The sequence below is a fragment of the Aeromonas sp. QDB03 genome, assembly GCF_027707985.1.
GTDB classification, from domain to species: Bacteria; Pseudomonadota; Gammaproteobacteria; order Enterobacterales; family Aeromonadaceae; genus Aeromonas; species Aeromonas hydrophila.
In genome coordinates this window covers 711,282-730,097 of sequence record NZ_JAPCJG010000001.1, presented here as the reverse complement: position 1 = coordinate 730,097, position 18,816 = coordinate 711,282, and the positions used below count along the sequence as shown (strand labels likewise).

Here is an 18,816-nt window from a genome sequence, read left to right as displayed (position 1 = left end):
CCGGATCCAGGCCGGGAGGCACCGTAAAGCTTGAGTGAAAAGGGGGAGGCGAACCTCCCCCCGTCAACTTACTTGCTAACCACTTGCAGCGGAACCGGGATGGATTTTTCCACCGGCTGGCCCTTGAGCACCTTGTCGGCGGTTTCCACGCCGATGGCGCCGATCAGGGCGGGCTGCTGGGCCACGGTGGCGGCCAGTTTACCCTTGGCCACGGCGGCCTTGCCATCGTCGGTGCCGTCAAAACCGACGATCATCACCTCTTTGCCGGCGGCCTGCACGGCGCGGATGGCGCCCAGCGCCATCTCGTCGTTCTGGGCGAACACCGCCTGCACGCTCGGGTGAGCGGCCAACAGGTTCTCCATGACGTTCAGACCCTTGGTGCGGTCAAAGTCGGCGGGCTGGGAGGCCAGCACTTCCAGCTTGTTGGCAGCCACGGCCAGGGCAAAGCCTTCACCGCGGTCACGGGCGGCGGAGGTACCGGCGATCCCTTCCAGCTGGATCACCTTGGCACCGGCACCCAGCTTCTGGGTGATGAAATCGCCGGCCAGTTTGCCGCCCGCCACGTTGTCGGAGGCGATGTGGGCCTTGACGTCACCCTGCGCCGCGCCGCGGTCCAGGGTCAGCACCGGGATGTTGGCCTTGTTGGCCAAGCGGATGGCGTTGCCCACCGCTTCGGAGTCGGTCGGGTTGATCAGGATGGCGTTGACCTTGCGCACGGTGAGATCTTCCATGTTGGAGAGCTCCTTGGCCGGGTCATTCTGGGAATCCAGCACCACCAGCTCGTAGCCAAGCTCCTTGGCCTTGGCTTCGGCCCCTTCCTTCATGGTGACGAAGAAGGGGTTGTTGAGGGTGGAGACCACCATGGCCAGGGTGTGATCGGCGGCCTGGGCGGTGCCCAGCACGGACATGATGGCGGCAGCGAGCAGGGTATTGAGCTTTTTCATCATTTCATTCCTTGTGTGTGCTTACTTGCTTTTGTTATCGATCATCACGGCGAGCAAAATCACGCTGGCCTTGGCGATCATCTGGTAATAGGACGATACGTCGAGCAGGTTGAGGGCATTGTTGAGGAAGCCGATGATCAGGGCACCGATCAGGGTACCCATGATGCGACCCTTGCCCCCCATCAGGCTGGTGCCACCCAGCACCACGGCGGCGATGGCATCCAGCTCGTAACCCATACCGGCGGTCGGCTGGGCGGAGGAGAGGCGGGATGTGACGATGAGCCCGGCCAGTGCCGACAGCATGCCGCACAGACCATACACCGCGAGCTTCACCCGGTCCACATTGATGCCGGAGAGGCGGGTGGCCGATTCGTTGCCGCCCAGGGCATAGATGTAGCGGCCCAGGCGAGTGTGGTTGAGCATGAACCAGGCCAGCAGGAAGACGATGGCCATCAGCCAGATGGGCACCGGCAGACCGAACAGGTAACCGGTACCCAGCCAGGCGAAGTGATCGGCGCCGTCACTGAAACCGGTGGAGATGGGGCGCCCCTCGGTATAGACCATGGTGACGCCGCGCAGGGCGGTCATGGTGACCAGGGTGGCGATGAAGGCCTGTACCTTGCCCTTGGCAATGATGAGGCCGCTGATGCCGCCAAGCAGGGCGCCGGCCCCCAGGGTGAGGGGGATCACCAGGGCGATGGGCAGCTCCATGGCCACCATGGTGGCGGCCAGGGCGCCGCACAGGGCCAGTACCGAGCCGACCGACAGATCGATGCCGGCGGTGAGGATAACCAGCGTCATGCCGACCGCCATGATGGCGTTGACCGAGGTCTGGCGCAGGATGTTGAGCAGGTTGTCGGCGGTGAAGAAGTTGGGGCTCAGGAAGGAGACCACGCCGATCAGCACCAGCAGCGCGACCAGGGATTTGTTCTCGATCCACCAGGCCTTGCTCATGACGCCGCGGCGGGAAAGGGTTTGGGTTGTCATTGTGCTGCCTCTTGCTCTGCTTGCCACTGTTTACCGACTGCCGCTGCCATCAGCTTCTCCTGATTGGCATCGCGGGTGTTGAATTCTGCGCTGATGCGCCCTTCGTGCATCACCATGATGCGATCACTCATGCCGAGCACTTCCGGCATTTCGGAGGAGACCAGGATGATGCTCATCCCCTCCTTCTTGAACTGGTTGATGAGCTGATAGATCTCCTTCTTGGCGCCGACATCGACGCCGCGGGTCGGCTCGTCCAGGATCAGCACCTTGGGCCTTGTCAGCAGCCCCTTGGCGATGGCCACCTTCTGCTGGTTGCCGCCGGAGAGCAGCTTGATCAGCTGATCCTGACTCGGGGTCTTGATGTTGAACAGGCGCACATAGTCGCCCACCGCCTGGCGCTCGGCCTGGCCGTCAATCTTGCCGTGGCTGATGAACTCGCCAAGGGCGCACAGGCTCATGTTTTCGCGCACCGACAGCTCCAGCACCAGGCCATCACCCTTGCGATCCTCGGAGATGTAGGCGATGCCGGCGGCCAGGCCATCGGCCGGGCTCTTGGGGACCAGTGCGTGGCCATCCACGGCTATGTCACCGGCGCTGATGGGGCTGGCACCGTAGATGAGCTTCATCAGCTCGGTACGGCCGGAGCCCATCAGGCCGCTGAAGCCCAGAATTTCACCCTGACGCAGGGAGAAGCTCACTCCGCGCACGCCGGGGCCGGCCAGATCCTTGACCTGCAGGCTGACCGGGCCGAGCTCGCGGGCGAGGCGCGGGTACTGCTCTTCCAGCCGGCGACCCACCATCATCTCGATGATCCTGTCTTCGTCGAGCTCGCTCACCGCCTGTTCGCCTATCCACTTGCCATCGCGCAGCACGGTGACCCGATCACAGATTTCGAAGATCTCCTTCAAGCGATGGGAGATGTAGACGATGCCGCAGCCCTGCTCACGCAACTCGCGGATGACCACGAACAGCTGCTCGGTCTCGGTGTCGGTGAGGGCATCGGTGGGCTCGTCCATGATGATGACGCTGGCATCGAACGACAGCGCCTTGGCGATCTCCACCATCTGCTGCTCACCGATGGAGAGATCCCCGAGCCGGGTATCCGGGCCGTGTTTGACGCCAAGCCGTGCCAGCAGACCGCTGGCCCGTTCGCGCAGTTGTTTGTGGTCGATGCTGCCAAAACGGGTACGAGGTTCGCGGCCGAGGAAGATGTTGGCAGCAATCGACAGCTCAGGCAGCAGGTTCAGCTCCTGGTGGATGATGCTGATCCCCTGATCCTGAGAGTCGCGAGGGCCCTTGAAGTGAACCGGCTGGCCGCGATAGCTGATGCTGCCCGCATCGGCCTGGTAGATGCCGGTCAGTACCTTCATCAGGGTCGACTTGCCGGCGCCGTTTTCGCCGAGCAGGGCCATCACCTGGCCCGGATAGACCTTGAGGCCCGCCTCATCGAGGGCGCGCACCCCGGGGAAGGTCTTGACGATCCCGGAAAGAGCCAGAATGGGCGAGGGGAGCATATTGGCGTTGCTCATAGCTGCTTCCTTGGGAATTTAAAACGCCACGCCGGCGCAGAGAATGAGATTGGCGTAGGGGGTCACCTCGCCGCTGCGCACGATGGCCTTGCTCTGGTGGGAGCGAGCCTTGAATGCTTCGTGCAGGCAGTACTCGATGGTGATGGGCTTGCCTTGGGCGACGGCGTGCGCCTCCAGCTGATCCACCAGCGCCTGATGGGCGGCGGGGCTGATCTGCTTGATCTCGCTCGCCATGATCACCTTCTCCACCACCAGGTCGGTGAGCAGGGCGGTCAGCACGGTTTCAAGGCTCGGCGTCCCCGCCATCAGCGCCAGATCGATGCGCTCCGGGCCTGCTGGAATGGGCAGGCCGGCATCGCAGACGGTGATCTCGTCGGTGTGACCCATCCGTGCCACCAGGGCACTCAGGGGAGCATTGAGCAGTACGCCTCGTTTCATACAGCACCTCGGCAGGCTATGCCCGCGTATCTGATGTTAGCTAGGCAACCGGTTACGCAACCGGTTGCGTCATGGGGTGGAAGATAGGCGCTCAGGCGGTTTTGATCCACCAAGAGATGGCAGAAATGTGAAAACGATCTCAATGGCGAGGGGAAAGCGGGGAAAAACAGGTGCCAGAAGAGCACTGGCACCCGCAACGAGAGGATTAGAGGGCTAGCCCTTGCTGCACGCCGGGGCGTGCCAGCATGCGCCGATAGTGGTCCGCTACCTTGGGAAATTCGCTGATGGCCACCCCGTCGCCCTCGAGCCAGCTCGCCACCACGAACAGGTAGATGTCGGCCAGGCTGAACCGCTCCCCCAGTACCCAGGGGCCGGCCAGATAATGGCGTTCAATCTCGGCAAAGCCCTCGCGCATGTTGTGCGGCACCTTGGCCTGCATGGCGGCGATGGCCAGCGGGTCATCGGCCCAGCGGCTGCCGCGCCGGCCATGGGCATGGGCGACGTGCACGGTGGCGGCGAGAAAGCCGTGCACCTCCTGCATCCTGGCCAGCAGGAAGGGGTCGTCCAGCGGCGCCAGCCCGGCATGGGGAAAACGCTGCGCCACATAGAGCAGCAAGGCCGGCGTCTCGGTGAGCACGCCGCGCTCGGTAACGAGAGCCGGCACTCGGCCTTTGGGGTTGATGGCGAGATAGGCAGGGGAGCGCTGCTCGCTGGCCGCCAGATCCAGCTGCTTGATCCGGTGAGGGGCACCGGCTTCGGTGAGGGCGATACGCACGGCCATGGCGCAGGTACCGGGCGCAAGATAGAGGGTCAAATCAGACATGAACATCTCCTTGTGAAGCGCGTGCCCCCTGCGATCCCGGGTAGGGCGGGGCGCGCAGAAAAATCCGCACTGTCGCCTGGCATCCTACGCCCCTGGTTGGCGTCGGCCAAGGAGGGGATCCTGGCCTGGACTATGGGGGCTGATGAAATCAAAGGCTTTTTGAGCGCAGCCGCGCGGGAAAAACGGCTACGCATGCCGGGTCAAATCGCTATAATGTGCTCCCTGAATAGCAGTTTTTCGGATGTTGGGTAGTCAATTGAGTAACAAAATGCGGATAGGTGGTTCCCTCGAACAGTCCCTGAGCCAGGGATATCGTCTCGACCTCAAGGGGGTATTGCAGGAGAGCTGGCAACAGACACGGCGCACCGGATTCGGCTTGCTGCTGGCCATCGTCGGGGTGACGGCCATCTGGATGCTGCTGAGCAACACCCTGCTCGCCCCCTACGTCAATCAGGAAGGGGGGATGGACGTGGCCCTGGTGCTGAGCCTGCTCATCACCATCATCATGTCGCCCATGACCTCCTCCCTCGACATGCTGGGCTTGCAGCAGTCGGTGGGGGTGCGTGCCCGGCCGAGCCAGGTATTTGACTTCTTTCGCCACTTCCTGCGCCTTGGCAGCCTGAGCCTGCTCGGCAGCCTCATCACCAGCCTGTTCGGCCCGCTGTTCGAACTGCTGGGTCTGCCGGTGATGCTGGCCTTCATTCCGTCGGCGCTGATCGGCATGGGGCTGGTGTTTACCGTGCCGCTGGTGCTGGAGCGCGGCCTGTCGCCGGTGCAGGCCATTCTGGTCTCCCTGCGCCTGTTTGCCCGCGGCTGGCCCAGCATAGTGCTGCTGCACGGGGTCATGATGGCGCTATTCTTCCTGGCGCTGATCCCCATGGGGCTGGGGCTTATCTGGGTGGCACCGCTCTATTTCAACTGCAAGGGGATCCTCTACCGGGATCTGTGCGGGGTGGCGGTCGAAGTGACCGAGGTGAGCCAGGGCCCCGATCATTTCAACGCCTGACGGCATGCAGGGCGTCAGACAACAGCAACAGATAGCGGCGCGTGCAGATGCGTGATGCAAAAGGATGGCATATGAACAATCGATACGGGATGGCGGCCGCGCTGCTGATGGCGCCCATGCTGGCAGTGGCGCAGCCCTCCCTTGAGCTGCAGTACGGCACCTTCTACAGCCAGATGAAGACCTTCGTCAAAGGGGAGTTTGGTCACGCCAGGCTGGGTTTTTATCTGACCGATCAGCAAAATGGCCGGCGCTGCCTGCTCACCTCGGCCCGTGTCTCGACCCTGGATCGGGATGTGGCGGCCGAGGTGACCGTTGACAGCGAATTGCGGCTGCCCTATGACGATGACTTGAATCTCGACAAGGCGACCGTAGTGGTAGGGCTCACCGAGCCCCATGAGGCCTGCGATCTGTCGGTACAGGTGATGGCGGACGTGCCGCAGCCGGCAGACAGTCGGTGGGAGCTCAAGGTGAGCGAGCTGACGGGGCGCCAGCACGACATGCAGAGCCTGCTGGAGAAGCTGGCCGGCATGGTCGGCAAATATTTCCTGCCCGAGATGACGGGGGTGAGGGTCAGCCTGGTGCAACCAAGCGGCACCGCCTACCTCATCGACGGTGCTCGCCAGTTGCCGCTGCCCTGGCAGGAGGGGCAACTGCTGCTGAGCAACGCCCAGCTGGCGGAGTTTGCCGAGGGCAAGCTGCAGCTGCAGGGAGAGATCCTGCGGTTGACGCCCTGGCTGCACAAGGGCTAGCCCATCTTGAGCCGCCACTGAGGGTGGCCGGCATAAAATGAAAAAGGAGCGCCTGGCGCTCCTTTTTTGTGGCTGAGGTGGGCTTAGCGCACCTCAATGACGTCCAGCATGTCCATCTCGTCGATGTCCAGCAGCGGTGCCTTGGGCAGTTCGGGCGGATCAAACGCCTTGTCGCCGCCGTCGATGATGCCGGAGTCGCGGTTGATGCTCTTGAAGTCAAACAGCTTGTGATCGAGCAGGTGGCTCGGGATCACGTCCTGAATGGCGGTGAACATGGTCTCGAGGCGACCCGGGAAGCGGCGATCCCACTCCTGCATCATCTGCTTGATGGCCTGGCGCTGCAGGTTCTCCTGGGAGCCGCACAGGTTGCACGGGATGATGGGGAAGGCCTTGACCTCGGCATAGCGCACCAGGTCCTTCTCCTTGCAGTAGGCGAGCGGGCGGATCACCACGTTCTTGCCATCGTCACTCACCAGCTTGGGCGGCATGGACTTGAGCTTGCCGCCGTAGAACATGTTGAGGAACAGGGTCTCGAGGATGTCATCGCGGTGGTGGCCAAGGGCAATCTTGGTGCAGCCCAGCTCCTGGGCGGTGCGGTAGAGAATGCCGCGGCGCAGGCGGGAGCAGAGTGCGCAGGTGGTCTTGCCCTCCGGCACCTTCTCCTTGACGATGGCGTAGGTATCCTCTTCGACGATCTTGAAATCGATGCCGAGGGTGGTCAGGTATTCGGGCAGCACGTGCTCGGGGAAGCCGGGCTGCTTCTGATCCAGGTTGACCGCCACCAGATCGAAGTGGATGGGGGCGCTGGCCTTCAGGCTCATCAGAATGTCGAGCATGGCGAAGCTGTCCTTGCCGCCGGACAGGCACACCATGACCTTGTCACCCTCTTCAATCATATTGAAGTCGGCGATGGCCTGACCTACGTTGCGCCGCAGGCGCTTCTGCAGTTTGTTGAAACTGTATTTTTCTTTGGCGTTAAGCTCTTCTAGCATGACCTGAAACCCGGGACAAAAATAAGCGGCTTATTATAGCCATGTCCCGGGGGAGGGCAAGAAAGGCTTATGCGGGACGGCGGCTATCGACCGGGCAGCTGTAATCGGCGGGCTTTAGGATCAGCATGTCGCAGGCGAGGCGATCCACCACGTGTTCGGCGGTGTTGCCGAGCAGGGCGGCGGAGAGCCCGGTGCGACCGACGCACCCCATGATCATCAGGGTGGCCTGCAGCTCGCCGGCGAGATCGGGCAGCACCTCTTCGGGCAGGCCTTCCGCCACCCGGGTCCAGAGATGGCCGATGCCATATTTGTCGGCGTGGCTCAGCAGCAGGCTCTCGTGGTGTTTGCGAATGGCGTCGTTGTAGGCGTTGGGGTCAAACTCCGGCAGCTCGATGGCCACGTTGACCGGGGTGCCCGGGTAGGTGTTGACCAGATAGAGGTTGGAGCCGAGCAGCTCGGCGATGGCGATCCCCTCTTCGGTGATCCGCTCGTTGAGCAGTTTCTGATCCTGATCGTCGCTGGAGCAATTGATGGCGGCGATGATGTTGCCGCCCCGCTGCCAATGACCCTCTTTCACCAGCAGCACCGGACAGGGACACTTGCGCAGCAGATGCCAGTCGGTGGGGGTGAAGATGAAGGTTTGCAGGAAGGAGTGGTGGTGGGTGGCCTTGACCACCAGATCGTGGCGCTGCTCCAGTACTTCCTGAATGATGCATTCGAAGGGACGGTTGTGCCAGACCACCTTGATCTCGCAATCCAGTCCTCGGGCGCGGTAGGGTTTGAGAATGTCGTCGAGCCATTCGCGGCGCTGGGCAATGACCCCGTGGCGCATCTCTTCCCGCTCATCCACCGACAGCATGGCGGTCATTTCATACGAGAAGTCGTAAATGGTGAGCAACAGGGTCAGTTGGGCGCCTTCATCCAGCTCGGCTACCTTGACCGCACGTTCGAGGGCGATTTGCCGCTCTTCTTCCGGGTTGATGACCACCAGAATTTTTTGGTACTTGACCATGTTCTCCTCCTCCTTGGCAAAAATACCAATGATGGCAGACCTTTAGCCATTACAGCTTAGCTCAGGAGGAGAAGGGGGGACGTGTGCCGGATCAAATTTCGGGGTAAACCGATCCGGCACCAGAGAGAGGATGCTTAACCGCAGGGGGGGCGGGTTGCACCGGCCATGACGCCGAGGGCGACGTGATCCAGTACGGTAATGTACTTGCCCTTGACGCTGATGAGACCGGACTTCTGGAAGCGGCCCAGCAGGCGGCTGATGGTCTCGACGGTGAGGCCGAGGTAGTTGCCGATGTCGCCGCGGGTCATGGAGAGGCGGAACTCCTTGGCGGAGAAGCCACGCTCGGAGAAGCGCACCGACAGGTTGTGCAGGAAGGCGGCAAGGCGCTCTTCGGCATTCTTCTTGGAGAGCAGCAGGATCATCTCTTGGTCGCCCATGATCTCGTTGCTCATCAGCCGCATGATCTGCTGGCGCAGCTTCGGCATCTTGCCGGAAAGATCGTCGAGCACGTCGAACGGGATCTCGCACACCATGGCGGTTTCCAGCGCCTGGGCGAAGGAGGGGTGCGCCTGCTTGTGGATGGCGTCAAAGCCGACCAGATCGCCAGCCAGGTGGAAGGCAGTGATCTGCTCGTCACCCTGCTCGGTGATGGTGTATGACTTGATGGTCCCGGAACGGATGGCGTAGAGCGATTTAAGCTCATCGCCGGCCTTGAACAACTCTTCACCCTTCTGGATCGGCTTCTTGCGCTCGATGATGCTGTCCAGCTGATCGAGCTCGTTGTCGTTCAGAGTGAAGGGAATGCAGAGCTGGCTGATGCTGCAATCCTGGCAATGAATTGCACAGCCACCGCTCTGAATACGTCTGCCAGGTTTCTTTTCCGGGATCATAGGCTCATACGAATAATTGATTTATATCAAACAAGTTTACCATCAACTCATCCGTTTTGGATAGGGTTTCAAAAGGACGCAATCCCGACCCAGAGGGTATGCAGCCCGTATGCGATGAGCAGCAGGGCTCCACCAAGGCGCAAACTGCGCAGGGTCAGCCAGTAGCGCAGCCGATCCGCCAGCCCCCCCAGCGCAAACAGGGTCGGCAGGGTGCCGAGGCCGAAAAAGAGCATGATCAGCGCTCCACCGCCGGCGGATCCCGCCGCTGCGCTCCAGGTCAGCATGGAGTAGACCAGCCCGCAGGGGAGCCAGCCCCACACCATGCCAAACGGCAGTGCCTGCCAGGCCGAGGTGAAGGGGATGAACTTGCCCGCCAGCGGCTTGAGGCGGGGCCACAACCTGGCGCCAATGCGCTCGAGCAGCAACACCCCCTGCCACCAGCCGGCGAGATAGAGCCCGAGGGCAATCATCAGGAAGGCCGCCACCAGCCGCAGGCCGGCGATAGCGTGCTTGCCCGCGCCGAGTTCACTGGTGGTGGCCAGCAGCCCCCCGACCAAGGCGCCGGCAATCACATAGCTCAAGATCCGGCCGAGGTTGTAGTTGAGCAGGTAACCGAGCCGGCCCCAGAAGTGCTGCTTCTCGGCAGGAATGGCCATGGAGAGGGCGGCAGAGACGCCGCCGCACATGCCGATGCAGTGGCCGGCACCAGCCAGTCCCACCAGCAGGGCGCCCAGCAGATCAAGGGTGGCCGTCATCTTTGTGCTCGTGTTCAACGTGTTTGGGGGCGGGTTGCTCTTCATCGAACAGGATATTGGAACCCTGGCGGTCTAGATCTTCAAACTGCTCGGAGCGAATGGCCCAGAAGAAGACGGCGCCGGCGATGATGACGAAGAGGATGGCGATGGGGATGAGGACGAAGATGATGTTCATGCAGCAAACCTTGTAATGAAAGGGGTCATGGTACACCCGTTGGTGGCCGCGGGCCCGTCGATGTGATGGTGAAGGGAGCCTGAGCGGAGCCAGCTCCCTTCACCCTGTCTGTCCCTGTGGCCACGGCTCAGCGGTTGAGCCGCATGGAGTTGGTGACGACTATGAGGGAGCTCAATGACATGCCCGCCGCCGCCACGTAGGGGGGCAGCCAGCCGCTCGCCGCCAATGGCAGCACCAGCAGGTTGTAGCCGATGGACCAGGCGAAGTTCTCCTTGATGATCTTGCGGGTGCGCAGCGCCAGGGTGCGGGCATCCAGCAGGCGGGAGAGATCGTCGGCCAGCAAAATGGCGTCGGCGCTGTTCTTGGCCAGATCGGTGCCGCCGGCCATGGCGAAGGAGGCGTGGGCGCCGGCCAGCACAGGGGCGTCGTTGATGCCATCACCCACCATGATGCTGATGTCGCCGCGGGCCTCGTGCTCCTTGAGGTAGGCCAGCTTGCCATCCGGCGTGACGCCTTTGACCAGCTCGTCGACCCCCAGCTCGCGGGCCACCTCGTCGGCCTGGGCAGAGCTGTCGCCGGTGAGGATGGTGGTCTTGAGGCCGGCCGCCTTGAAGGCCTGGATCAGCGCCTTCGCATCGGGGCGCAGGGTATCGGTCAGCAGGAAGCGGGCGAGCACTCGATCCTCGTCGGCCAGATAGATGACCAGCTCGTCCGCCTGCGTTTCATGGGCATCGCTGATGCCGAGCCAGCGGGCACTGCCGAGGCGATAGTGGCGATCGTCGATCGCCCCCTCGATACCGTGTCCGATGACGGGGGTCACTTTGCTGGCCGCCAGCAGCATGGTGTCCTCTGCGGCGTTGCTGCGAAAGGCGCGGGCGATGGGGTGTTCGGAATAGGCCTCCAGGGCGCGGGCGATGTCAAGGCAGCGTGCCTCGTCGAGATTGCCCAGGGCTTCCGTGCTGGTCAGGCTGATGTTGCCCGTGGTCAGGGTACCGGTCTTGTCCATCACGATGCGGTTGGCCCGGGTCAGCACGTCCAGCACGTGGCCACGGCGCAGCAGGATGCCGGCACGGGTCAGGCGGGCGGTGGCCGAGGTGAGCGCGGTGGGGGTGGCCAGCGACAGGGCGCAGGGGCAGGTCGCCACCAGCACTGCCAGGGTGACCCAGAACGCCTGATCCGGTTGATGGAAGTGCCAGAAGGTCCAGACCGCGGCGGCAATGATCAGCAGCACCAGAATAAAGTGGCGCGACAGTTGATCCGCCATCTGGGCGATGGCCGGTTTGTCGTCGAGGGCGTGATCCTGCAGCCGCATGATCTGGGCGATCCGCGACTCTTCGATACGGTGGCTGACCCGGATCTGCAGCGGCGCATCCGTGTTGATGGTGCCGGCATAGACGGCATCCCCCGCCTGTTTGAACAGTGGCAGCTGTTCGCCGGTCAGCATGGATTCGTTGAGGCTGGCCTGCCCAAGCAGGATGATGCCATCCGCCGGCAGGGTGGCACCCGCCAGCACCCGCACCCGGTCGCCGACCTGCAGCGTCTTGGCGGCCACCTCGTGTTCACCCTCCTCATCGAGCCGGGTGGCCATGATGGGCACCAGTCGCGCCAGGTTGGAGCTCGACTCGGAGGCCTTGCGTCTGGCCCGCAGCTCGAGGAAGCGTCCCAGTAGCAGGAAGAAGACGAACATGGTGATGGAGTCGTAATAGACCTCACCGGTATTGAACACGGTGGCCCACATGGAGGCGACGAAGGCACCGATCAGTGCCAGCGACACCGACACGTCCATGGAGAGGTGCCCCTGCCTGAGGCTGCGCCAGGCACCCACGTAGAAGGGCTGGGCCGAGTAGATCATGATGGGGGTGGAGAGCAGCAGACTTATCCACTTGAAGTAGACCATGAACTCCTCTTCGACACTGATGAAGAGGTCCATGTAGAGCGCCACCGCGCACATCATCACCTGCATGGAGCCGAGCCCCGCCAGTGCCAGCCGGAACATGTAGCTGCGCACCTCTTTGGCGTAGAGCGCTTCCTGCTGGTGAGTCTGGAAGGGGTAGGCGCGATAGCCGATCTTGGCAAAGCCCTTGAGGATGTCGCTCAACGAGAGCCGGTCCGGATCCCACTTGATGCGGGCCCGGTGGGTGGTGGTGTTGACGTTGATGTAGTGCAGCCCGGCCAGGTTGCCCAGATGACGTTCGATGAGCCAGGCACAGGCGGCGCAGGTCAAGCCTTCCACCGTCAGCTGGATCTCGCGCACCTTGTGGCTGCCGGTGGCGCTGTCGGTGACAAAATCCTGCTGCACTTCGGCCAGATCATAGTGGGTGAGGGCGGCGAGCTCTGCGGGCACCAGCTCGCCCTTGGTGCCGGGGGCGGTGCGGTGCTCGTAGTAGCTGGCCAGGCCGCACTCCAGAATGGTTTCCGCCACCGCCTGACAACCGGGGCAGCACATGGGCTGGACTATGCCTTTTATCTCGAGGGCATAGCGGCTGCCGGCGGGCACCGGCTCACCACAGTGAAAGCAGCCGCTCATGACAGCTGGCCGCAGGCTACCCGGCCTGTCGGCAAAAACAGTGAAGCGCCGGTTGCTGCTGGCGTGTCATGGTGAACAGGACGACTCATGACTCAGCGTCCTTTGGGATCGAGTTCGACGGGGGCCTTGGTGGGGAGCTGGACAGTCTCTTGCAGCCGCCATTCGTGGTTGAAGGCATCCACCCGCACGTGCCACTTGCCGGTGAGCGGCTTGTCGAGCAGCAGGCGATAGACGCCGTTGCCGTCGGCGGTCACCATGTGCTCGCTGTCCATGCCGGCGAGAGTGGGGTGAAACAGGGAGAGGTAGAGCGCCTGGCCGGCCGGGATATCCCCCGACAGCGGCTTGAGGGTCAGCTCGTTGCCATTGACCTCCAGCGCGATGTGGATGTTGAGGGCTTCAGAGCGATCAAACTTGCTGAGATCCTGATTAATCTCCTTGCCTTGCTTGTAATAGTCTTCGGCCACCAGGTTGACGCCATCCTTGCTGGCGATGATCGCCGTGCTGATGCTGCCGATCACGGCTGCGGTCGGGAGGGCGATGATGAACCAGGGCCAGAATTGGCGATACCAGGGTTGGGACATAGTGCTACTACCGTGAAACCAGTGATTAACGAAACAGAGGAATTTCAGTCAACACAAGATAACAAAAAGCCTCGAAGAGTCGAGGCTTTTTGCTGAGTAATCACGTGTTTATCACATGTTACTGCTTATTTTGCTGGTCGTTGTGGGACAAGCTGTAAACGTAGGAGGCGAGCAGGTGCACCTTGTCTTCACCCAGAATATCCTTCCAGGCCGGCATCACGCCGTGACGACCGTGGGTGATGGTCTGCTCGACCACCTGACGGGAACCGCCGTAGAGCCAGGTGTTGTTGGTGAGATCCGGTGCCCCGAAGGCGATGCCGCCCTTGGCGTCCGGACCGTGACAGGCGGCGCAGATGGTAAAGCGCGCTTCACCCTTCTTGGCTTCCACCATGTCCACCTTGCGACCGGAGAGGCTCAGCACGTAGGAGGCCACTTCCTTGACCCCGTCCTTGCCGAGGATCTCGCCCCAGGCTGCCATCACGCCCTGACGACCGCCCATGATGGTGGTCTTGATCTGGTCGGGCGCGCCGCCCCATTGCCATTCGCTGTCGGTCAGGTTCGGGAAACCGCGACCACCGCGGGCGTCGGAGCCGTGGCACTGGGAGCAGTTCTGCAGGAACAGACGCTGACCCACCTTGCGGGCTTCCGGATCGGCGGCGATCTCTTCGATGGCGCGATAGGTCTTGCCATCGGCCTGATAGGCCAGCTCGCGGAACTTGGCGCCGTAGATCTCGTCGGCCTTGATGAGCTCGCGATCGTACTCCACCGCGCGCCCTTCAGCCTTGGCGGAGGCCGCCGCAGCCTTGGACTCGGCCAGCGAGCGTACGTCCTGGTTGGAGCTCTGCCAGCCCAGTACGCCCTTGAAGTTGCCAAGGCCCGGGAAGGCAATCAGATAGACCAGACCGGTGACGATGAAGAAGAGGAACATGTAGGTCCACCACTTCGGCAGTGGGTTGTTGATCTCTTCGATGCCGTCGAAGGCGTGTCCCATGGACTTGCCCTCTTCCACCCCCATCTTGTCGCGCAGGCACCAGACCAGCAGCAAGAAGCAGCCGAGGATGGTCCCCAGACTGATGACGGTGACAAAAATGCTAAACAAAGTGCTCATTATTGTTTCGCTCCTGCGTTCTTGTTATTAGCACTGGGTTGCTCGTCGTCGGCAAAAACCAGATTGGCAGCCTCGTCGAAGGAGGTCTTGCGGCGCTTGCTGTAGGCCCAGACGATGATGCCGATCATGATGGCCATCAACAGCAGGGTATACAGGCCGCGAAATGTGCCGTAATCCATATCCTGACTCCTTTATTTCAGGGCATGACCCAGTGATTGCAGATAGGCTACCAGCGCATCCAGCTCGGTCTTGCCCTTCACAGCCTCACCGGCACCCTGAATGTCGGCATCCGTGTAGGGTACGCCGAAGTGATCGCGGAACAGGGCCAGCTTCTTGCCAGTCAGTTCACCGGTCAGCACGTTGGTGTCGAGCCAGGGGAAGGCGGGCATGTTGGACTCGGGTACCACATCGCGCGGGTTGATCAGGTGGGCACGATGCCAGTCGTCGGAATAACGACCGCCGACCCGGGCCAGATCCGGACCGGTACGCTTGGAGCCCCACAGGAAGGGGTGCTCCCACACGCTCTCACCGGCGACCGAGTAGTGGCCGTAACGCTCGGTTTCGGCGCGGAACGGACGGATCATCTGGCTGTGGCAGACGGTGCAGCCTTCGCGGATGAAGATATCGCGCCCTTCCATCTGCAGAGCGGTATAGGGCTTGAGGCCCTCGACCGGCTCAGTGGTCTGCTTCTGGAAGAACAGCGGGGTGATTTCGACCAGGCCCCCCAGGCTGATGGCAAAGATGATGCCGACCACCAGCATGGGAACGCTCTTTTCAAAGATCTCGTGACGGTTATTGTTGCTCATGCTTTGACCTCTTCAATCATGCTGGCTGTGCGACAGGTTCCAGGGAACCTTTGGGCGCAGTGATGGTGCGATAGGCGTTGTAGGCCATCAGCAACATGCCGGTGACAAAGAAGCAGCCACCCAGGAAGCGCACGAAGTAGAAGGGATAAGAGGCCTGCAGCGCTTCTACGAAGCTGTAGGTCAGGGTGCCGTCGTCGTTGACCGCACGCCACATCAGACCCTGCATCACCCCGGAAATCCACATGGCGACGATGTAGAGCACGGTGCCCACGGTGGCCAGCCAGAAGTGGACGTTGATGAGCTTGATGCTGTACATGCGGCCCTGGCCGAACAGGTTCGGGATCAGGTGGTACACGGCTCCGATGGAGACCATGGCAACCCAGCCCAGTGCACCGGAGTGGACGTGACCGATGGTCCAGTCGGTGTAGTGGGAGAGGGCGTTGACGGTCTTGATCGCCATCATGGGGCCTTCGAAGGTGGACATGCCGTAGAACGACAGGGACACGATCAGGAAGCGCAGGATGGGGTCATAACGCAGTTTGTGCCAGGCACCGGAGAGGGTCATGATGCCGTTGATCATGCCGCCCCAGGAGGGCACGAACAGGATCAGGGACATCACCATGCCCAGCGACTGGGCCCAGTCAGGCAGCGCGGTATAGTGCAGGTGGTGCGGACCGGCCCAGATGTAGAGGGAGATCAGCGCCCAGAAGTGAACGATGGAGAGACGGTAGGAGTAGACCGGACGACCCGCCTGCTTGGGCACGAAGTAATACATCATGCCGAGGAAGCCGGCGGTCAGCAGGAAGCCTACCGCGTTGTGGCCATACCACCACTGCACCATGGCATCCATGGCGCCGGAGTACATGGAGTAGGACTTCATGCCGGAAAGCGGCACTTCCATGTTGTTGACGATGTGCAGCACGGCCACCGTGATGATGAAGGCACCGAAGAACCAGTTCGCCACATAGATGTGGGAGGTGGTGCGCTTGACCAGGGTGCCGAAGAAGACCACGGCATAGGCGACCCAGACGATGGTGATGGCGATATCAATCGGCCATTCCAGCTCTGCGTACTCCTTGGAGGTGGTGTATCCCAGCGGCAGCGAAATGGCGGCCGAGAGGATGATCGCCTGCCAGCCCCAGAACACGAAGGAGGCAAGCTTGCCGCCGAACAGCCGGGTTTGACAGGTGCGTTGCACCACATAGAAGGAGGTCGCCATCAGGGCGCTACAGCCAAACGCGAAGATCACCGCGTTGGTGTGCAGAGGGCGAAGGCGACTGTAAGTCAGCCAGGGAGTATCAAAGTTGAGGGCAGGCCAGATCAACTGGGCTGCGATCAGTACGCCAACCGACATGCCGACAATTCCCCAGACAATCGTCATGATGGTGAACTGGCGAACAACGGTGTAGTTGTACTCAGGATGGTTAGTTGTATGGCTCATCGTTGTATTCCGCTTCCGATGCTGCTGTTGTTTGATTTTGTGTCCAGTGACGTGGACCGACTTCATTGGCTACTGCCTTTTCTCTTGTTAACAACTGTTAATAAAAGGAAAAGCAAAAAGTAGCTAAATGAAAATTCAATGGGAATGATACTGAACTGACAGGTAAAATAACAGTATAAACAGTGATATATTTGGCTCCGTTGGGTCTCGCCTGTTCAATTATTTACCTTGCGCGAGATCACGAAAATGTCATTTTTCAGACATCTTACAAGGCTGTTTTTTCATGAAAGAGAGACTCACTTCACGCAAAATTGTCCATTTGGCGATCGTCCTGGCCATTTTGCTCGGATTGGTTGCCTATCGAACCTGGTTCGACAACGTGCAGACTGCGGTGGCGGGATCAGAAAAAGATCAGATTTGTGATCTGTCCCACACCAGCTGCAACACCCGGCTGGGCGACAAGCCGTTGACCGTGCGTCTTGCCTCGCTGCCGGTGCAGGCCGAACGTGACTTTGTGATACAGCTTCAGGGCGGCGATCCGGCCGTAACGCCGGTGAAGGCGTGGCTGGAGGGACGGGACATGTTCATGGGGACCATTCCGGTCAACTTTGAGGCCACCGAGCAGGGCTGGCAGGGGACTACCCTGGTGGGATCCTGCACCTCGCCGCTGATGGTCTGGCTGCTCAATATCGAGTGGAGCAATGGCCAGCGCCAGCAACTGGCGCTCTCCGTCGCCCGCTAAATGCCTCGCCTGATTGAAGAAAGGATGGGGGGTGAGGTGAAAATTGATTTGAATTTTTCAGGCGGGGCGTTACCTTGCACTGATTATCAGGGAGTGAAGTTCATTTAATCATGATTGAAAAACAAGCATTTTATCGCACCCTCAACCAGCAAGCCCAGGCATTGCTGGAAGGGGAGCCGGATCTCATCGCCAACCTGGCCAACTTGTCTGCGCTGCTCAACCAGGAGCTGGCCGACATCAACTGGGTCGGCTTTTACCTGTTGCAGGGCGAGACCCTGGTGCTCGGCCCGTTCCAGGGCAAGCCGGCCTGCGTGCGCATTCCGGTCGGGCGCGGGGTATGTGGTACGGCAGTGGCCGAGGGCAAGACCCAGCTCATCGACGACGTGCACCAGTTTGAAGGTCACATCGCCTGCGACGGTGCCAGCAATGCCGAAATCGTGATCCCGCTGCGGCGTGGTGGCGAGATCATTGGCGTACTGGATATCGATAGTCCAATCTTTAACCGCTTTGATGCACAAGACCGGATTGGACTGGAAGAAACGGTGCAAATTTTGGAAAGCATGCTCTAAGTCATTGCTTGATGGTTCGCAAAAGGCCCCAAGCTCTCTATAATGGGGCCTTTGTTGTGCTCGGGTGTGCCCGCGCGTTTATATGAAAGCCAAGGTTATACATGGAAAACACTGAGAAGCTGAAGAACAGTAAAGAGATCGTTGCCTACCTGGTCGAGAAATTCCCGGCCTGCTTCATCGCTGAAGGAGAGGCCAAGCCGCTCAAGATTGGCATCTTCCAGGATTTGGCCGAGCGTCTTGCTGACGACGCCAGAGTCTCCAAGACCATGCTGCGTTCTGCTCTGCGTCAATACACCTCCAGCTGGCGTTACCTGCATGGCCTCAAGGCCGGTCAGGCCCGTGTCGATCTGGACGGCAATCCGGGCGAGCTGCTCACCGAAGAGCACATCGAGCACGCCAAGCAAGCCCTCAAAGAGAGCAAAGAGCGTGTCTTTGCCAGCCGTCGTACCAACACCAAGGAAGAGAAGGCCAAGCAGCCACGTCGTCCTGCCCCGCGCAAGGCCGATGCTGCCGCCAAATCCGACAAGCCGAAAGCCGCTCCCAAGGCTGCTCCCGCTGCTGTCGAAGCACCGCTGGTCAAAGTGGATGCCGCTACCCTGAAAGTGGATCAGGGCGTCCGGGTTGTGCTGGGCAAGTCTCCGGTGCCGGCCACCATCAAGGAAGTGACCAAGGATGACGTTCAGGTTCAATTGCAGACCGGCATGATGCTGCGGGTCAAATTCGAGCACCTGGTTCTCTAAGG

At 61.2% G+C, this 18,816-nt stretch carries 21 protein-coding genes; 5 read left to right on the top strand and 16 right to left on the bottom strand.

From position 1 onward, the window contains the following. Positions 1–68: 68 nt before the first annotated feature. The 5 genes from rbsB to PG900_RS03240 all read right to left on the bottom strand — a co-directional run bounded on the left by rbsB (position 69) and on the right by PG900_RS03240 (position 4,721). Positions 69–944 (bottom strand): ribose ABC transporter substrate-binding protein RbsB, encoded by an 876-nt coding sequence (gene rbsB, locus PG900_RS03260; protein WP_010634030.1) that lies wholly within the window; start codon positions 942–944, stop codon positions 69–71. Between the two features lie 21 nt (positions 945–965). Next, complete coding sequence (gene rbsC, locus PG900_RS03255; protein WP_011706157.1) at positions 966–1,931, bottom strand: ribose ABC transporter permease; 966 nt, start codon at positions 1,929–1,931, stop codon at positions 966–968. After that, positions 1,928–3,460, bottom strand: coding sequence for a ribose ABC transporter ATP-binding protein RbsA (gene rbsA / locus PG900_RS03250; RefSeq protein WP_270830905.1), 1,533 nt, complete (start codon positions 3,458–3,460; stop codon positions 1,928–1,930). The genes rbsC and rbsA overlap by 4 nt, the downstream gene beginning before the upstream one ends. 18 nt (positions 3,461–3,478) lie before the next feature. Beyond that, on the bottom strand, positions 3,479–3,898 hold the full coding sequence (rbsD, locus tag PG900_RS03245) for a D-ribose pyranase (RefSeq protein ID WP_270830904.1): 420 nt from the start codon (positions 3,896–3,898) through the stop codon (positions 3,479–3,481). 205 nt (positions 3,899–4,103) lie between these two features. Further along, positions 4,104–4,721, bottom strand: a complete 618-nt coding sequence (locus tag PG900_RS03240) for a glutathione S-transferase family protein (protein WP_270830903.1) — start codon at positions 4,719–4,721, stop codon at positions 4,104–4,106. A gap of 268 nt (positions 4,722–4,989) precedes the next feature. Here PG900_RS03240 and PG900_RS03235 point away from each other — a divergent pair, with 268 nt between their 5' ends. Both PG900_RS03235 and PG900_RS03230 read left to right on the top strand, forming a co-directional pair. Continuing rightward, positions 4,990–5,727, top strand: coding sequence for a hypothetical protein (locus PG900_RS03235; RefSeq protein WP_029303065.1), 738 nt, complete (start codon positions 4,990–4,992; stop codon positions 5,725–5,727). Between the two features lie 71 nt (positions 5,728–5,798). Continuing rightward, entirely contained in the window at positions 5,799–6,476 is a 678-nt protein-coding gene (locus PG900_RS03230) for a DUF2987 domain-containing protein (protein WP_270830902.1), read from the top strand. Positions 6,477–6,559: 83 nt separating this feature from the next. Here the strand turns inward: PG900_RS03230 and ttcA are convergent, their stop codons facing one another. From ttcA to ccoN, 11 genes are all read right to left on the bottom strand, one after another. Further along, on the bottom strand, positions 6,560–7,468 hold the full coding sequence (ttcA, locus tag PG900_RS03225) for a tRNA 2-thiocytidine(32) synthetase TtcA (RefSeq protein ID WP_011706151.1): 909 nt from the start codon (positions 7,466–7,468) through the stop codon (positions 6,560–6,562). Between the two features lie 67 nt (positions 7,469–7,535). After that, positions 7,536–8,480, bottom strand: a complete 945-nt coding sequence (gene uspE / locus PG900_RS03220; RefSeq protein ID WP_270800981.1) for a universal stress protein UspE — start codon at positions 8,478–8,480, stop codon at positions 7,536–7,538. A gap of 134 nt (positions 8,481–8,614) precedes the next feature. Then, positions 8,615–9,370: an FNR family transcription factor gene (locus tag PG900_RS03215; protein WP_005300768.1), complete on the bottom strand. Its 756-nt coding sequence runs from the start codon at positions 9,368–9,370 to the stop codon at positions 8,615–8,617. Positions 9,371–9,438: 68 nt separating this feature from the next. Next, complete coding sequence (locus PG900_RS03210; protein WP_270800983.1) at positions 9,439–10,125, bottom strand: sulfite exporter TauE/SafE family protein; 687 nt, start codon at positions 10,123–10,125, stop codon at positions 9,439–9,441. After that, the gene (gene ccoS / locus PG900_RS03205) at positions 10,109–10,300 is read right to left on the bottom strand and encodes a cbb3-type cytochrome oxidase assembly protein CcoS (RefSeq protein WP_024945238.1); all 192 of its coding nucleotides are present in this window, start codon (positions 10,298–10,300) and stop codon (positions 10,109–10,111) included. Before ccoS ends, PG900_RS03210 begins: the two co-directional genes overlap by 17 nt. Positions 10,301–10,427: 127 nt before the next feature. Continuing rightward, a complete protein-coding gene (locus PG900_RS03200) occupies positions 10,428–12,827 on the bottom strand; it encodes a heavy metal translocating P-type ATPase (protein WP_270800984.1) in 2,400 nt (799 codons plus the stop codon). Positions 12,828–12,919: 92 nt separating this feature from the next. Next, positions 12,920–13,408: a FixH family protein gene (locus tag PG900_RS03195; protein ID WP_011706148.1), complete on the bottom strand. Its 489-nt coding sequence runs from the start codon at positions 13,406–13,408 to the stop codon at positions 12,920–12,922. Between the two features lie 118 nt (positions 13,409–13,526). After that, a complete protein-coding gene (gene ccoP / locus PG900_RS03190; RefSeq protein WP_011706147.1) occupies positions 13,527–14,516 on the bottom strand; it encodes a cytochrome-c oxidase, cbb3-type subunit III in 990 nt (329 codons plus the stop codon). Beyond that, positions 14,516–14,695, bottom strand: coding sequence for a cbb3-type cytochrome oxidase subunit 3 (locus PG900_RS03185; RefSeq protein ID WP_270800986.1), 180 nt, complete (start codon positions 14,693–14,695; stop codon positions 14,516–14,518). The genes ccoP and PG900_RS03185 overlap by 1 nt, the downstream gene beginning before the upstream one ends. Before the next feature lie 12 nt (positions 14,696–14,707). Beyond that, positions 14,708–15,322 (bottom strand): cytochrome-c oxidase, cbb3-type subunit II, encoded by a 615-nt coding sequence (ccoO, locus tag PG900_RS03180; protein ID WP_005300783.1) that lies wholly within the window; start codon positions 15,320–15,322, stop codon positions 14,708–14,710. 16 nt (positions 15,323–15,338) lie between these two features. After that, the gene (gene ccoN, locus PG900_RS03175; protein ID WP_016350679.1) at positions 15,339–16,763 is read right to left on the bottom strand and encodes a cytochrome-c oxidase, cbb3-type subunit I; all 1,425 of its coding nucleotides are present in this window, start codon (positions 16,761–16,763) and stop codon (positions 15,339–15,341) included. Between the two features lie 283 nt (positions 16,764–17,046). Here ccoN and PG900_RS03170 point away from each other — a divergent pair, with 283 nt between their 5' ends. From PG900_RS03170 to proQ, 3 genes are all read left to right on the top strand, one after another. Then, positions 17,047–17,505 carry a hypothetical protein gene (locus PG900_RS03170; RefSeq protein WP_045526521.1) on the top strand — a complete coding sequence of 153 codons (459 nt, stop codon included), beginning with the start codon at positions 17,047–17,049 and terminating at the stop codon, positions 17,503–17,505. Between the two features lie 110 nt (positions 17,506–17,615). Beyond that, positions 17,616–18,074, top strand: coding sequence for a GAF domain-containing protein (locus PG900_RS03165; protein ID WP_011706144.1), 459 nt, complete (start codon positions 17,616–17,618; stop codon positions 18,072–18,074). Between the two features lie 101 nt (positions 18,075–18,175). After that, positions 18,176–18,814, top strand: a complete 639-nt coding sequence (gene proQ, locus PG900_RS03160) for an RNA chaperone ProQ (RefSeq protein WP_017410055.1) — start codon at positions 18,176–18,178, stop codon at positions 18,812–18,814. Positions 18,815–18,816 lie beyond the last annotated feature (2 nt).